Here is a 14,186-nt window from a genome sequence, read left to right on the forward strand (position 1 = left end):
GTTTTATTATTACTTAGCTTCGCCTTCTGGCCGCATATGCGGGAACAGCAGTACATCCCGGATCGATGGCGCATTGGTAAACAGCATGACCAGACGGTCGATACCAATGCCTTCACCGGCTGTTGGTGGCAGGCCGTATTCCAATGCACGGATGTAGTCCTGATCGAAATACATGGCCTCATCATCACCCGCATCTTTCTCGGCTACCTGCTGCTCGAAACGCTCGACCTGATCTTCAGCATCATTCAGCTCCGAGAAACCATTCGCAATTTCACGACCACCCACGAAGAACTCAAAACGGTCCGTCACAAACGGGTTATCATCATTACGACGCGCCAGAGGAGATACTTCTGCCGGGTACTCAGTAATAAAAGTTGGCTGCATCAGGCGATGCTCTGCTACGGACTCAAAAATTTCAGTCTGGATTTTACCCAGTCCCCAGATTGGTTTTACGTCAATCTTCAGTTTTTCTGCCGTCGCTTTAGCCGCTTCCAGAGAGTCCACATCTGACAACTCAATGCCTTCACCGTATTTCAGAATCGACTCGACAAGAGTCATACGAATGAATGGCTGACCAAAGTCATAGGTATCACCCTGATATTCAAGCACGCTGCTGCCCAGCACGTTCTGAGCAACGGTGCGTAGCATATCTTCTGTAAGATCCATCAGATCTTTATAGTCAGCATACGCCTGATAGAACTCCAGCATGGTGAACTCAGGGTTATGGCGGGTAGACAGGCCTTCATTGCGGAAGTTACGGTTAATTTCGAATACTTTCTCGAAACCACCGACCACCAGACGCTTCAGATACAGCTCTGGTGCAATACGCAGATACATATCACGATCCAGTGCATTATGATGCGTCACGAAAGGACGTGCAGTAGCACCACCCGGAATCACCTGTAACATCGGTGTTTCAGCTTCAATATAGCCACGCTCACTCAGGTAATTACGGATGCCACTGACGACCTGAGAGCGGATTTTGAAAGTGTTACGGGACTCTTCATTCATGATCAGATCCACGTAACGCTGACGGTAACGCATCTCCTGATCACTCAGACCGTGGAATTTATCCGGCAGAGGACGCAGTGCTTTTGTCAGCAACTCACACTCTTCAATGTAGATGTACAGGTCACCTTTACCGGACTTGTGTACAGGGCCGGTTGCACCAACGATATCACCGAAATCCCAGCTTTTAATATCCGCACGCACTTCTTCCGGCAGCGCTTTTTTATCCACATACAGCTGAATCTGGCTGCTCATGTCCTGAATAACGATAAACGGGCCACGCATACGCATGATACGACCCGCAACAGACGCTTTACGGTCCAGCTGCTCCAGTTCTTCCTTATCCTTATCGCCCAGCTCAGCCTGCAGTTCAGAAGCCAGTGCATCACGGCGGAAAGTGTTCGGGAAAGCCACGCCATTTTCACGGCGCTGCGTCAGTTTGGCACGACGCTCGGCGATCAGCTTATTTTCTTCGGCAGCGGCCGCTGCCACGTCAACTGAAGTATCTTGCTGCTGTTCAGTAGCCATTCGTTATTCAACCATTCGTTCAGATAAGTTCATTGCATTCGGAAAATGATAATCAGGACTGCTCGGGGGAAACACATATTATGTGCCAGCCCGCTCAGAGTCCGTATTCCGAACCATACACAATATAAAACGTGACATACCGTTGAGAGAGCGGGCCAGGCTTACCTGAGCAACCGCTTTCTCAGAGAAAACAGAATACTCTGTTTTCCTGTTGTCACCTGCAGGAGGGGGTTACAGGCCCTGCTTCAGACTTGCTTCAATAAAACGATCCAGATCACCATCCAGAACCGCCTGGGTATTACGGTTTTCTACGCCGGTACGCAGATCCTTAATACGGGAATCATCCAGTACATAAGAGCGGATCTGGCTACCCCAGCCAATATCCGATTTCGTATCTTCCAGAGCCTGCTTCTCGGCATTACGCTTCTGCATCTCCAGCTCATACAGTTTTGCTTTCAGCTGCTTCATCGCACGATCGCGGTTAGCATGCTGAGAACGCTCTGTCTGACAGGACGCCACAACGCCGGTTGGTTCGTGGGTAATACGTACCGCAGAATCCGTGGTATTAACGTGCTGACCACCCGCGCCTGACGAGCGATAGGTATCCGTACGCAGGTCTGCCGGATTGATCTCAATTTCAAAGCTGTCATCCACTTCCGGAGACACAAAGACCGAGGCAAAAGAGGTATGACGACGACCACCGGAATCAAACGGTGATTTACGTACCAGACGATGTACACCGGTTTCTGTTCTCAGCCAGCCATAAGCATACTCACCCTCGAAACGGATGGTCGCACTCTTGATACCGGCCACATCACCAGCAGAGACTTCAATCAGTTCCGTTTTAAAGCCATGAGCATCGCCCCAGCGCAAGAACATACGCAGCATCATATTAGCCCAGTCCTGAGCCTCAGTACCGCCAGAACCCGCCTGGATATCCAGGAAAGCGTTACTGTCGTCCATCTCACCGGAGAACATACGACGGAATTCCAGCTTTTCCAGCTGAGCCTGCAGATTATCCAGTTCGGACTGAACCTCTTCTACTGTGCCTTCATCGTCTTCTTCTACCGCCAGATCCAGCAGATCCTGAGCATCAGACAAGCCTGCATCCATATTCTCGATGGTATTCACTACCATCTCCAGAGAAGAGCGTTCTTTACCCAGAGCCTGAGCTTTTTCCGGCTCATTCCAGATTTCTGGCTGTTCCAGTTCGCGGTTAACTTCTTCTAAACGGTCTTTCTTTTCAGCGTAGTCAAAGATACCCCCTAAGGACATCTGTACGCTCAGAGAGATCCTTAATCAGGGTAACGATTGGATTAACTTCTAACATTTCCAGGGAAATCCATCAGATAAGAGATATGTAAGCGATCAATTTTAACCAATCCCTTTCTCAGCTGCCAGAGATGGTAAGGCCTAAATTGCTTTTCGTAACCAAACAATGTGTTTTATGCGGTGAAATCAATGCACTGTGCGGTCTATAATCCAGATAACATAAAAAATAATTTTATATACCGCTTTCAGGAAAGGATCACATGCAGATCAAGGTTAAGCCGATCGGCGGCCATCGTTATGAAATACGACTGGATAAAACCCGCTTAGTGCTCGATGAATCCGATTGTCGGGAGATGCGGGATGCATTATCTCACAGCATAGAAACTTTCTCCCGCTATCCCTCTGCTGACTGGGAAGAAGCCAGAACCGAATTCCAGCAGCTGCTGCCTGCTCTGGAACATCTGGAGAAATTCACCGATAACGATCTGGCCCTGTTAATACGGGAATTTGACTTTGTCCTCCTGTACAGGGTTTGTCAGAATCGTCCGATGACTACGCTGTTGAAGAAACTGGAAACGGCTCTGGGGCGTAAAGAGATTGATCGTCTGGTGGTTGAAGGAGAACGTCTTCCTCTGAAACCCCTATGGGAAGTCAACCTGCGTATGAGTGCTCTGGTACGAACCATAGAGCGTATGAAAGATGAAGGGGAGATCAAGCCTCCACCGATGCCGGATCTTACCCGGATACAGGCTGCAGCAAAATTAAGCCATGCCCCGGAAGCCAGCTTTATACGTCAGGTACTGAATAAACTGGATGGATTCCCGGATAAAGCACTGATGGCCGTTTTCCGGCAGACACCGCCCAGAGAACTGGCAAAACTCTGGCTAATCATCGAAGAGTTGCCTGAAGGCAGTATGCCTGCCCGCTTTAACCAGTTGATTCCTGAAAATACACGGGACAAGTTACACCCGGCTAAACCATCCAGTATCACTCCGGCTGATGCAAAAAAAACCGCTCAGCTGATCGTTGATGTAGTGAAAAACCTGCAAAATAAAAAACCTTCCACTCCGCCCCCTTCCGGACCGGTTCTGACCTGACAGGAGCAGATATGAGTTTTAATGTACGTAAAGTGGGCGAACATCATTTCCGCCTTGAAAAAGAGTTCTTTTCTACCCAGCTGGATCTGGTCGATTCTGTACGTCTGATGTCAAAGCTGGATGAGCAGTTAGGTATGAACCCCCCATTATCCCAGGGACAACCTAATTTTCTGGCCCTGTACCGGAAGCTGCTCCTGGTCCTGACGCATATGGATCAGCGTAGTATGCAGCACCTGATGCACCTGGCATCACGGGATCTGCTGGTTAACATTCTGCGCACAGTGAAGGCCTCCAAGCTGGAAAACCGTTTGATGACCTATATCACAAAACGTAATCGCCAGGCGATTGAAAGTGATGTGCTGTATGATCAGCAGATCAAACCAGGAGATGCGCTGCAGGCTTATTCAGATTTCTTTGCACTGGTTGAGCAGCTGATTGATGAAGGCCAGATTACACTGGTTGATCCGAATGGAGATTACTACTGAGCAGGGCTGAACTCCCGTTCAACCTCTGGCCATTGCCTTATACAGAAACACAGCATTTTCAGCAAAGAGCAGACGATGTATTTCTGCTCTTTACTGGCAGTAACCAATCAGAATAAAGATCAGCTCCAGGGCAGAATCATCTCTTTACTCAGCGCTTCTTTTCTACGCTGACTGTCCATACGGGCTTTATATTCCCGCTGCATGCGCTGCTCCAGCATCACACGTTCTTTACCAGCCTGAATCTGACGAGCCTGATTAACCCGCTGTTGCTGCTGCATACGAGCCATGCTGACTCTTTGCTGTTCAGTCATACGGGCATGAGCAACCCGTTGCTTCTCCTGCACCCTGGTCCGCTCAACCCTTCGTTTCTGATCACGGTAAAAAGCATACTCACGGTTTCTTAACCCATGACCTGACTGAGCTTCCCGTTGCATTCTTGCCGTCTTAGCCTGATTGACACGATCAAATTCTGCCGTCCGGAATGCCGCTTCTTTTTGTAATCGTTGTTGTCGATCACGCTGAACCCGCGTCGTTTGTTCTGCACGGGAACGACGCACTCTCTGATCAGTGGCTATGCGGGCTTGTCTGACCCTTTGCTCCTGCTCCAGACGAGCCTGAATGACTCTTTGTCGGGCCTGGTACAATTTCATCTGCACAGGAGTCATCCCAGCGAACGCCTGTTCAGACATCATAGCGGGGCTTCCATTATCCGCAGCCAATACAGATACTGGCGACAGAAGGACAATATAAACCAGTGAACCTGTTATTATCTTTCTCATAGAAGCCTCTCTGTACAGAACAAACCAATGTAAAGGAAATTCAGAACTCGTAATATGTCATCATATTGTTTTCTATCATAGCGGTTAGCCCTGAAAACTGCGCGGTATATCACATCATATATCATCCATTACAAGCCCAGCGCCAAATACCTTTTACTCAATCCCGCTCAGGGATCAAAGCATCACAGAAGATCTCCACCAGAAAATATAATTTTTCAGCACCCAGAATTCTCTGCGACTATTTTACGAATCAGTAAAAAGCAGTGCATAAAGCAATAAAACATTACATTTTATCTTGTTAACCTGGTTACTTATATTTACAGTTTAATATTAAGAATATTACATGCACGTCTGTACCCGTTGTTAACAAGGTTGCCCTGCCATGTCCCGCACGATCACCCCACGTAACCATGAAGTTTTTCTGAATGACAATGATCTGATTGTCAGTAAAACCTGCCCTAAAGGAAAAATTACCTACGCAAATCGAAAGTTTATGGCGATTTCTGGCTTCTCAGAACAAGAGTTGCTTGATAAACCCCATAATCTGATCCGCCACCCGGATATGCCTAAAGGGGTATTCCGCATGATGTGGAAAGCACTACAACAGGGCAATGAGTTTTTCGGCTATGTTAAAAACCTGTGTGCCGACGGCTCCTATTACTGGGTATTTGCCAATATCACACCGGATATTGATCTGGATGGCCAGGTTAAGGGATTCTACTCCGTCCGACGTAAGCCAGCACCGGAAACGATCCGAAATATTATCGAACCTCTATATAAGAAAATGCTGTCAATTGAAGCAAATGGGCAAGGCAGCAGTGCAATTGATCAGTCTGTACGAGAAGTTGAACTCTGGCTGGAGACAATAGAGATGGATTATTGCCATGCCATGATTCAACTCTACCAGACCGGTCAGCCTCAGGAGTAACTTTATGTCCGTCATTAAGAATGAAACCAGTCAGGGTATTCCTTTTCTGAAGACCCAGTTCGTCTGGGGCAGCCTGTTCTGTTACGTCATTATCAGTCTGACTTTTGTCTACTCTACCTGGCAATACGGTCTGGATCTGTGGCATGTTGCCGGAGGCATTATTGTATGCACTATTCTCGGCCTGCAGATCCTTCAGGCTCTGCGCATGATAGAAACCCTGAAACGGCTCAACGTTACTCTGAATATGAGTATAAAAGGAGAACTTCACCACAGAATTCACAATACCAGGGGGTTAGGTGAACTGGGAAAAGTTGCCTGGGCTCTGAATGATTTGCTGGATCAGGTCGAGAGCTACTTTAAAGAAGTTGATACGGCTTTCACCCAGGTATCGCAGGGTAACTTCCACCGACCTCCTCTGAGTCCGGGTTTGCCTGGCCGAATGGGATCATCATTGCGTTCCATCACTCATTCCATTGACGCAATGAAAGAAAACAAAAAACTTCTGAACAGCAATAGCCTGGCATCTCAATTACATAAACTGAATACCGGCAATCTAATCAAAAATCTGAAGCAGGCTCAGCAGGATCTGACGCATATCGATGCAGATGCCCGACGCGTCGGTGATGAAGCCAGCCAGAACGCTTCCGAAGCCAAAGCCTCACTGACAGCTGTAGAAACCATCGGCCATTCTATCCGTGATATCGCTGAAACCGTCAGCCAGGTTACTGATGTGGTTCACATTCTCAGCAAAGACAGTGACCAGGTTGCTGATTCGCTGATGACCATTAAAGATATCGCAGATCAGACTAATCTACTGGCACTGAATGCCTCGATTGAAGCCGCCAGAGCCGGAGATCAAGGCCGTGGTTTTGCAGTGGTAGCAGATGAAGTCAAACAGTTATCTCAACGAACCAAAGAAGCCGCTGAATCTGTAGATCGTATTCTGTCCGGTTTCAGCCAGCGTGTTGCGGAAGTCAGTAAAGTATCAGAGCACTCTAAAGAGGTCACCAGCCAGATGGAAGAGCTGGTCAGTGAATTTGAAGTGCGCTTCAATCAGCTGGCAACGACATCTGAGCATTCAGCAACTCAGATTGAAGGGATTGCAACGGTTATTTATCACTCCCTGGTCAAACTGGATCACGTCATTTATAAACAGAATGCCTATGTGGCTCTGGGCGAACAGAATAAAGGACAGGAATACAATGCAGTCATGATCAACCATACCCAGTGTCGCCTGGGCAAATGGTATTACGAAAGTGAAGGTAAGGATAAGCTGGTGCACAGCCAGGCTTATCAGGCTCTGGAAGACCCTCATAGCCGGGTACACAACAGCGTACATAAGGCCCTTGAATTGCTGGATCTTAACTGGCACAAGCATGAATCGATCAGAGACGATATTGTGACCGCCATGAGAGGCTCAGAAGAAGCCAGCGAAGAAGTCATGCACTGGATTGACCAGATGACAGAAGTGCGGATGCAGCAACTGGGGCTGCATACCTGACAACTACCCTTATAGTCAGTGCAGAACCAGTATGAAATGAAGCGTCAGCTATCTGTCGCCTCATTACAGGCAAAGCAGCGAAAAAAAACCGATGATCCCTCATCGGTTTCCGGGATTCACACAAGGGCATGAACCATAATAAATAAACAACGATTTTGTGGGCGCGATCATACTGGCAAAAAAACAGACTGCCCATAGCAATGACGGAAAAGTCAAAAAACAGGTCTTCTCAGTGCAAATAATCCCCTTTAACCTGTCACAGGCCAAAAGCTCTGTCGCCAACGTGATTGGTGAACATATCTGCCTGCGGTAAAGCAGACTATACACTTCGCTGGGATATATCTTTTATTAACAAAGGCATGTTCACCTCTGAGACAGATCAATCTGAACCGGTACAGGGTTTAAGGGAGTCAGACTCTTGATTCATAGGTGCCGGACAATCATCAAGCAGACAATGTTCACATAACTTATTCTGTAATACCTCCAGTAAACGCTTGCGGCGAACAGGTTTTTCGATATATTCATCTGCCCCGGATTCTATCGCCAGTCTGAAGTCGATATCGGCCGTCATACCACTCATAAGCACCACAGGAATCGCTGCATATTTTTCTGAGCTTTTAAGCTGGCGACACAGTTCATAGCCATCAATATCTTCCATCATGACATCACTCAGAATCAGTTCTGGTAAATGCCCTCCGGCCAGCCAGGTCAGCAGATCTTCTGAACAGGCAAAGCATACCGTCACATACGAGCAAAGTACTTCTTCAAGAAAGTCCAGAGTATCAGGATCATCGTCAACAACAGCGACTACTTTATTCACCTTAGCCATAAATATGATTCTCCTGATTGTGACTGCATCAGACTTACAGCACAGCCTGTAAAGCAGAACAAGGTATAAATTAATACTAATAAATTCTCTGAGTATCCCTCTGATTACGATAAAATCCTTAAATATCACCCACATCCTTCACAGCTCTGTTTAATACCGTGATCAGGAGGCAGGAAATCATGATTACAAAAAAACAGTCAGTTATCACACTGACAATATCCGCGATAGTGTTTCTGGCAGGCTGCGCCAGCCAGCCCCGGTATCATGCCCCCTCTGCCCATAGTCATATGGTACCTGCCAATAAAGCCTACGCGCCGTTGCTTTACAAAGAACATAAACATAGCCAACTGCCGGATAATCATTACTTCTATCCCCATACTCATAGCCATTCTGGTATGGGGCAGCGCCGCTCTCAACCAACAAGATACCGGGTGACACCAATATACCGACCTTCCCTGCGTGACTGACAACCACAGCAATCGCGATGATTGTCAGCTCAACGGGCTGACAATCAAAAGGCCTGTTTATTCCCTGAGATGCTCGCAGACTCGACGCTTTAACACATCTATAGCGACGGGTTTTTCCAGATACTCATTAGCTCCACATTCAATAGCTTTACGGAAATCAACCTTATCTCCATATCCACTGATGAGTAATACAGGGATATGTTTCAATTCATCTCGTTTTTTCACCATCTGGCATAAAGTATAGCCATCCATCTGGTTCATCATGACATCTGAGATAATAAGATCAGGCAGATTGTCGGGTTCCAGTGCAAAAAGCAGATCTTCCGGTCTCTGAAAACATCTCACCTGATAATCGCCCAGAAATTCCTGCAACAACTCCAGCGTGTCAGGATCATCATCTGCAATTGCTATCACTTTTTTTTCCTGCATGATTGAAACTCCTGCTCTCCCTTGTGCCTATAACTTATTCAGCATAGTTCTCCTGCTTGCTTCATAGCGGAAATATTGAGATTTTTTTGGCATATCGCTGCAGTAAACTTTTATCAACTGCAATAATTTGATGCCTTCTGGCCTGGCCTGAAAGAGCGTTATCCGTGCCTTTGCAGGGACATTACTGATACACTGAACAAGAAAAATCCTGAATCAGAACTTTCTGACTATGCTGAAAGACCTCAACCTGAAACATCTCTATTATTTCTGGGTTATCGCAGAATCCGGATCTATTGCCCGAGCCAGTGATCAGCTGGACCTGGCACCACAAACACTCAGTAGCCAGCTATCTGCTTTTGAGGCAAGAACAGGAGCTCTGTTTTTCCGCAAAGGCAGGGGACTCAGGCTGACTCCGCTAGGAGATCAGGTTCGTCACTATGCCAGTCAGATTTTTACTCTGGCAGGCGAACTGGATCAGGTGCTGAAACAACCGGATATTACCCAACCTCTGGATCTGGCTGTCGGGTTTGCCGCTTCAGTACATAAAATGATCGCCTACCATCTGATCACACCGGCTATAGCAGACCCGCAGCCCATACGACTGAAAATCGTCAGCGGCCGCTTTCCGAACTTACTGAAAGACCTTAAACGCCAGACTCTTGATATCGTCATCAGTGATCAGCCTTTATCAGATGATATTCAGGATCTGCACAGCACCCATTTGCTCAGCTCGCCACTCTCTTTGTTTGCCGCTCCGGAACTGGCCAGGAAATTACAACATAATTTCCCGGCATCATTACAACAACAACCTTTACTGACAAACGATACAGAGACCGGCTGGTTCTCTGAACTGACTCAGTGGTTATCCGGGCATAATGTATCCATGAATGTTTCTGCCGAGATCAGCGACAGCGCTCTGATTAAAATTTTTGCCCGGGAAGGCATGGGAATCTTCGCCGCACCAACAGTTATTAAAGATGAGGTCTGCCGACAATATCTGGTAGAAGAAGCAGGGGAAATCCAGTCTGTCTTTGTAGAGCACTTTGCGATTACCCGCACGCCAGACCCGATTCATCCGGCCATTCGGACTATTCTTCAGAATGCACCTGCGAACAAATCATCGAAAAAATCTGACAATTAAAATGAAAAAATCTGTTTTTCTGGAAGGATAGTTCAGACATTCTTGCCCTGTGTTCAATCGCCACAGGCATAGCGGGGTACAGTGCCTCCCTGCCTTCCGGGCAAAGTATCACACTGTAAGGCACAGAGTCTTTTCTCGCCTCCCTTACCAAGGATTCTGTGTCTTACTCTTCCCTATTCTGTTCAGGGATATCCACAACCCGCCTCTGCATACCAGTGCGAATGTACACACTTATACAAAAGTGTTTCGATATTTTCAGCCAATGGCTGAGGAATGCAACCTTCTGCTAAAAAGAAGCTTTTTTGGGTGCTTATATTTATATCTGCCAGTCAGGCTTCACCCTCCCCCCCTACACCACAGACACTCGCAATAGTCCGTGAATATCCAGAGTACCGGAAAGCATAAAAAATCCCTGACGGAGTCTTCCGACAGGGATCTGGTATTAAAGCATCTGCTGACGATAAGATGGATTAATCGTCATCGCTTTTCGGAGATTTAGGCTGGAAGGTCTGCCAGATTTTCATATTCTGTTCAGCCACTCTGCGCATCAGCTCCATTGGATTCGAAGTCATCGGATTACTGGTAATAGCCGATTGCATCTGGTCACGCAGCAATTTCTGCTGCTCCAGGAAAGTATTGATACTCTCTTCCAGATAATTACTCATTGTGCCCTGCATACTATCACCGTAGAAACGGATCAGTTGCTGTAGCACCTGATTACTGAACATGGGGTTGCTGCCACCGCCAGTAGTATTTTCTTGCTCAGTAATAATCTGCAACAGAATATTACGCGTAAGATCGTCGCCACTTTTAGAGTCTTCAACACGAAACTCTTCTTTATTGATCACCAGCTGCTTAATATCTTCCAGAGTGACATAGCGGCTTTCTGAAGTGTCATACAGCCTGCGGTTGGCGTATTTTCTGATGACTCGCAAATTCCTACTCTCTCTTCCGGCCCGAAATGGTTAGCTACCTCGCCTGTGCAGCATATTGTAGTCAGTTTGAATGACGGCACAATGACTATGGCAAATATGACAGTAAAAAAAACATTTTTTTACCATTTATCTGCCTCAGGCCAATATAAGCCTGACAAATACCCGTCAATTAAGATTATGCCTGGGGATTGTCACAATAACATCATATATCTGTCTTATTGTGCTGCCTGTAACTCAGGTTACCCATATTCACGACGCTTCGATCATATCTATGACATACCCCTTATGGGAGGGTAAAATGTTTGTTAAAGTTCGCAAAAACTGCGGCATTTATATGCAGAATAATGAGAGCGGTAAAAAGGTGATTGCCCCCGTCTCCAGCCACTTCTACGTTAATCTGCAACTGGTCACCGAAATCTCGTCGTATACCCTGAAAGAACCCAAAACTCTCCAGCAGCTGGATGGCTCTATACTGGCCATACCGCCTGCAACCCGAGTGCTGCATTTCACAATGAGCAGTAATTTCAGCAGCTCAAAAGAGAAAATCAAAGGAGCCGATGGCAAACGCCATCTGTTTGAGAAGGTTTTTTATACTCTGTACTTTCTGCCAGACAACCTGATTGAGTTTGATCGCCTGAAAAATGCCATTGATCAGAGCACTCTGAACCGGGACTGATTACTAAACATTTACCCTGGCAGCCCGGCACGGGTTGCCCGGATAATAACCCTTCAAAACCTAAGACAATACTAATATTGGTTTTCCCGCCCGGTATTTCTATAATCCAGACATCATTTGCAGAACGAGCCATTGCCCTCTGTAAATCACTATCAGTAGTACAGAGGTCAGAGATATTATCGGACTTCGATACTCACACTTAGTTTTCACATCCCTGCCAAAGGTGTCATATGAGCTTTCAATTTATAAACCCGGATGAACTGAATACCCGCATAGAAAACCAGGATCCTGTCGTGATCGTTGATATCCGGGACCCGAACAGCTTCGCTATGGGCAGAATCACCTCAGCGCAGGCTCTGAATAACGACAATGTTCAGCAGTTTATTGAAAATACAGATAAAAGTTTGCCGGTTATTGTCTGCTGCTATCATGGTAACAGCAGCCAGGGTGCGGCTCAGGTTCTGTTTGAACAGGGCTTTACCGATGTCTACAGCCTGAACGGTGGTTATGAAATATGGAAAAACAGTTACCCGGCACTCTGTGAGTCCTGAGCAACTGTGACGAAGAGCAGCTTTACCCTTGGCCTGAAATACTGATTCAGGCCATAACAACCCGGTTGCGCCCCTGATGCTTAGCCGAGTAGAGCGCCATATCAGCATTTTTCAGGCTACGCATATAATCAGGATGGCCATTAAATTGTGCCACCCCAAATGACATTGATATATTAACTGAACGCTGACTTTCCAGCTCAACCACCAGCTTCTCAACTTTCTGTCGAATTTGCTCTGCCACTTCAGCAGCCTGCTCTGCCGAACTTTCCGGCAGAACCAGCAAAAACTCTTCGCCGCCATAACGGAAACTGTAATCACTGACCCGAACCGCGTGGCGTACTACTTTCGCGGCCTGCTCCAGCACCAGATCGCCAGCAGCATGACCGTAGATATCATTAATTCGCTTGAAATGATCAATATCACACATGATCAAAGAGTAATCATTACCCGTAGCCAGAGCCATCTGGGTTTCCTTTTGCAGCACAGGGGCCATATGTTTGCGCTCAATCAGCCGGGTCAGAGAATCCTCTTTTGAAGAATTGGCTAACAGTGAGTTAGCCAGTTCAGACAATAGCCAGCCAATTTCATTAGCCGCTTTACTCATTTGGTTACAGATCTCTTTCTGCCGCTGAACCGGATCATCCGCCTGATGAGTCAGATGGCGAATATCAGCCGACAGCAGATCCATCCGATGCTTAATTTTACCGGAAAGATCTGCCTGAGGTGTGATCAGGTCCATTTTGTGATTCACCCATAAACCAAACTCAGAACGCTGCAAAGAGTCTTCTGCCAGTCCCTGAGCGGACATCACCTGGAAAATACTATCACTGAGCCAGTTAAACAGGTCAGAGCGAATACGCTCAATCTCCAGCGCAATATCCTGCCCTGAAAGGTTCAGGCGCAGAGACATCGCATTGCGCTCATTTTCGACCATATCATGCATATAAGCCTGATTAATCATACTCAGACTGGATTCCAGAATACTGTTCACCAGGCGAATAGCTTCTGCCAGATGTTCCCGGTCCATATCAGACTCAACCAGAATCTCAAAACAACCGTTCTTCACCATCAGCATGGCGTTATCGACCAGGGGCATGGGTACGTCGATCCGGGCGTGCACCTGACCAATTTGCAGCTGACGCTCGATCAGATGTTCCATTTCATAGCGCTCTTTAGGAGACAGAATATCTGCCAGCCAGTCTTTCAGACTACCCTTAAGACGGTTTTCAACCTGTTCACTGTCCAGAAACTGGCGGGCAGAAGTATCCCCCAGCAGCTCACGGTAGAAAACATCGACCACATCCATATAGCGAGGCTGAATAATAGTACTGATCTCCGCCAGAACCTTATTATTCTCCGGCGTATAGAGATTAGTCAGATAAAACTTTTCCAGCCCTTTCATATGTCTGTTCAGCCTTCTCATAGCGAAATTTCCGGCATTGTAACGTGATTATTGGGACAATGTATAAGTGTATGCTGTTTCTCCGACAGTGAATGAAATCAGATCAATACGGATCAGCAGCCTGTCTGCATATTCCCAGACCCCTGGCTTAAGAGGTA

At 46.9% G+C, this 14,186-nt stretch carries 15 protein-coding genes; 8 read left to right on the forward strand and 7 right to left on the reverse strand.

Annotation, left to right across the window (positions count from 1 at the left end; all coding sequences use genetic code 11):
* Positions 1–9: 9 nt before the first annotated feature.
* Both lysS and prfB read right to left on the reverse strand, forming a co-directional pair.
* On the reverse strand, positions 10–1,536 hold the full coding sequence (gene lysS / locus H4O21_RS01090) for a lysine--tRNA ligase (protein WP_182806987.1): 1,527 nt from the start codon (positions 1,534–1,536) through the stop codon (positions 10–12).
* 231 nt (positions 1,537–1,767) lie between these two features.
* Positions 1,768–2,866, reverse strand: a protein-coding gene (gene prfB / locus H4O21_RS01095; protein WP_182806988.1) for a peptide chain release factor 2 whose coding sequence is annotated in 2 segments (ribosomal slippage) — positions 1,768–2,790 and positions 2,792–2,866 — 1,098 coding nt in all. Because the reading frame shifts where the segments join, the coding sequence is not laid out codon by codon here.
* A gap of 202 nt (positions 2,867–3,068) precedes the next feature.
* On the opposite strand from prfB, the gene H4O21_RS01100 reads away from it, so the two are divergent.
* Both H4O21_RS01100 and H4O21_RS01105 read left to right on the forward strand, forming a co-directional pair.
* Positions 3,069–3,905, forward strand: coding sequence for a hypothetical protein (locus H4O21_RS01100; RefSeq protein WP_182806989.1), 837 nt, complete (start codon positions 3,069–3,071; stop codon positions 3,903–3,905).
* 11 nt (positions 3,906–3,916) lie between these two features.
* Positions 3,917–4,390 (forward strand): FliG C-terminal domain-containing protein, encoded by a 474-nt coding sequence (locus H4O21_RS01105; RefSeq protein ID WP_182806990.1) that lies wholly within the window; start codon positions 3,917–3,919, stop codon positions 4,388–4,390.
* A gap of 119 nt (positions 4,391–4,509) precedes the next feature.
* On the opposite strand, the gene H4O21_RS01110 is transcribed toward H4O21_RS01105, so the two are convergent.
* Positions 4,510–5,169, reverse strand: a complete 660-nt coding sequence (locus H4O21_RS01110; protein WP_182806991.1) for a hypothetical protein — start codon at positions 5,167–5,169, stop codon at positions 4,510–4,512.
* A 382-nt stretch (positions 5,170–5,551) separates the two neighbouring features.
* Here H4O21_RS01110 and H4O21_RS01115 point away from each other — a divergent pair, with 382 nt between their 5' ends.
* Positions 5,552–6,097, forward strand: coding sequence for a PAS domain-containing protein (locus H4O21_RS01115; protein ID WP_182806992.1), 546 nt, complete (start codon positions 5,552–5,554; stop codon positions 6,095–6,097).
* Between the two features lie 4 nt (positions 6,098–6,101).
* Complete coding sequence (locus H4O21_RS01120) at positions 6,102–7,598, forward strand: methyl-accepting chemotaxis protein (RefSeq protein ID WP_182806993.1); 1,497 nt, start codon at positions 6,102–6,104, stop codon at positions 7,596–7,598.
* A 379-nt stretch (positions 7,599–7,977) separates the two neighbouring features.
* On the opposite strand, the gene H4O21_RS01125 is transcribed toward H4O21_RS01120, so the two are convergent.
* Positions 7,978–8,427 (reverse strand): response regulator, encoded by a 450-nt coding sequence (locus H4O21_RS01125; RefSeq protein ID WP_182806994.1) that lies wholly within the window; start codon positions 8,425–8,427, stop codon positions 7,978–7,980.
* Positions 8,428–8,606: 179 nt separating this feature from the next.
* Between H4O21_RS01125 and H4O21_RS01130 the strand changes: the two genes are divergently transcribed.
* Positions 8,607–8,894 (forward strand): hypothetical protein, encoded by a 288-nt coding sequence (locus H4O21_RS01130; protein WP_182806995.1) that lies wholly within the window; start codon positions 8,607–8,609, stop codon positions 8,892–8,894.
* Positions 8,895–8,951: 57 nt separating this feature from the next.
* Here the strand turns inward: H4O21_RS01130 and H4O21_RS01135 are convergent, their stop codons facing one another.
* Positions 8,952–9,323: a response regulator gene (locus tag H4O21_RS01135; RefSeq protein ID WP_182806996.1), complete on the reverse strand. Its 372-nt coding sequence runs from the start codon at positions 9,321–9,323 to the stop codon at positions 8,952–8,954.
* Between the two features lie 229 nt (positions 9,324–9,552).
* On the opposite strand from H4O21_RS01135, the gene H4O21_RS01140 reads away from it, so the two are divergent.
* Positions 9,553–10,464, forward strand: a complete 912-nt coding sequence (locus H4O21_RS01140) for a LysR family transcriptional regulator (protein WP_182806997.1) — start codon at positions 9,553–9,555, stop codon at positions 10,462–10,464.
* A gap of 470 nt (positions 10,465–10,934) precedes the next feature.
* Here the strand turns inward: H4O21_RS01140 and phaR are convergent, their stop codons facing one another.
* Positions 10,935–11,399: a polyhydroxyalkanoate synthesis repressor PhaR gene (phaR, locus tag H4O21_RS01145; RefSeq protein ID WP_182806998.1), complete on the reverse strand. Its 465-nt coding sequence runs from the start codon at positions 11,397–11,399 to the stop codon at positions 10,935–10,937.
* Positions 11,400–11,697: 298 nt separating this feature from the next.
* Here phaR and H4O21_RS01150 point away from each other — a divergent pair, with 298 nt between their 5' ends.
* Together H4O21_RS01150 and glpE are read left to right on the forward strand one after the other, a co-directional pair.
* Positions 11,698–12,075, forward strand: a complete 378-nt coding sequence (locus H4O21_RS01150) for a hypothetical protein (protein ID WP_182806999.1) — start codon at positions 11,698–11,700, stop codon at positions 12,073–12,075.
* Positions 12,076–12,305: 230 nt separating this feature from the next.
* Positions 12,306–12,626 (forward strand): thiosulfate sulfurtransferase GlpE, encoded by a 321-nt coding sequence (glpE, locus tag H4O21_RS01155; RefSeq protein WP_182807000.1) that lies wholly within the window; start codon positions 12,306–12,308, stop codon positions 12,624–12,626.
* 46 nt (positions 12,627–12,672) lie between these two features.
* On the opposite strand, the gene H4O21_RS01160 is transcribed toward glpE, so the two are convergent.
* A complete protein-coding gene (locus H4O21_RS01160; RefSeq protein ID WP_182807001.1) occupies positions 12,673–14,049 on the reverse strand; it encodes a GGDEF domain-containing protein in 1,377 nt (458 codons plus the stop codon).
* Positions 14,050–14,186 lie beyond the last annotated feature (137 nt).

This window comes from Oceanospirillum sediminis (genome assembly GCF_014164585.1).
Lineage (GTDB): Bacteria > Pseudomonadota > Gammaproteobacteria > Pseudomonadales > Halomonadaceae > Oceanospirillum > Oceanospirillum sediminis.

Excerpts from the sequence above, each read along its gene's own strand:
- lysS (WP_182806987.1), bottom strand. The coding sequence starts at position 1,536 with ATGGCTACTGAACAGCAGCAAGATACTTCAGTTGACGTGGCAGCGGCC.
- H4O21_RS01100 (WP_182806989.1), top strand. The coding sequence starts at position 3,069 with ATGCAGATCAAGGTTAAGCCGATCGGCGGCCATCGTTATGAAATACGA.
- H4O21_RS01105 (WP_182806990.1), top strand. The coding sequence starts at position 3,917 with ATGAGTTTTAATGTACGTAAAGTGGGCGAACATCATTTCCGCCTTGAA.
- H4O21_RS01110 (WP_182806991.1), bottom strand. The coding sequence starts at position 5,169 with ATGAGAAAGATAATAACAGGTTCACTGGTTTATATTGTCCTTCTGTCG.
- H4O21_RS01115 (WP_182806992.1), top strand. The coding sequence starts at position 5,552 with ATGTCCCGCACGATCACCCCACGTAACCATGAAGTTTTTCTGAATGAC.
- H4O21_RS01120 (WP_182806993.1), top strand. The coding sequence starts at position 6,102 with ATGTCCGTCATTAAGAATGAAACCAGTCAGGGTATTCCTTTTCTGAAG.
- H4O21_RS01125 (WP_182806994.1), bottom strand. The coding sequence starts at position 8,427 with ATGGCTAAGGTGAATAAAGTAGTCGCTGTTGTTGACGATGATCCTGAT.
- H4O21_RS01130 (WP_182806995.1), top strand. The coding sequence starts at position 8,607 with ATGATTACAAAAAAACAGTCAGTTATCACACTGACAATATCCGCGATA.
- H4O21_RS01135 (WP_182806996.1), bottom strand. The coding sequence starts at position 9,323 with ATGCAGGAAAAAAAAGTGATAGCAATTGCAGATGATGATCCTGACACG.
- H4O21_RS01140 (WP_182806997.1), top strand. The coding sequence starts at position 9,553 with ATGCTGAAAGACCTCAACCTGAAACATCTCTATTATTTCTGGGTTATC.
- H4O21_RS01150 (WP_182806999.1), top strand. The coding sequence starts at position 11,698 with ATGTTTGTTAAAGTTCGCAAAAACTGCGGCATTTATATGCAGAATAAT.
- glpE (WP_182807000.1), top strand. The coding sequence starts at position 12,306 with ATGAGCTTTCAATTTATAAACCCGGATGAACTGAATACCCGCATAGAA.
- H4O21_RS01160 (WP_182807001.1), bottom strand. The coding sequence starts at position 14,049 with ATGAGAAGGCTGAACAGACATATGAAAGGGCTGGAAAAGTTTTATCTG.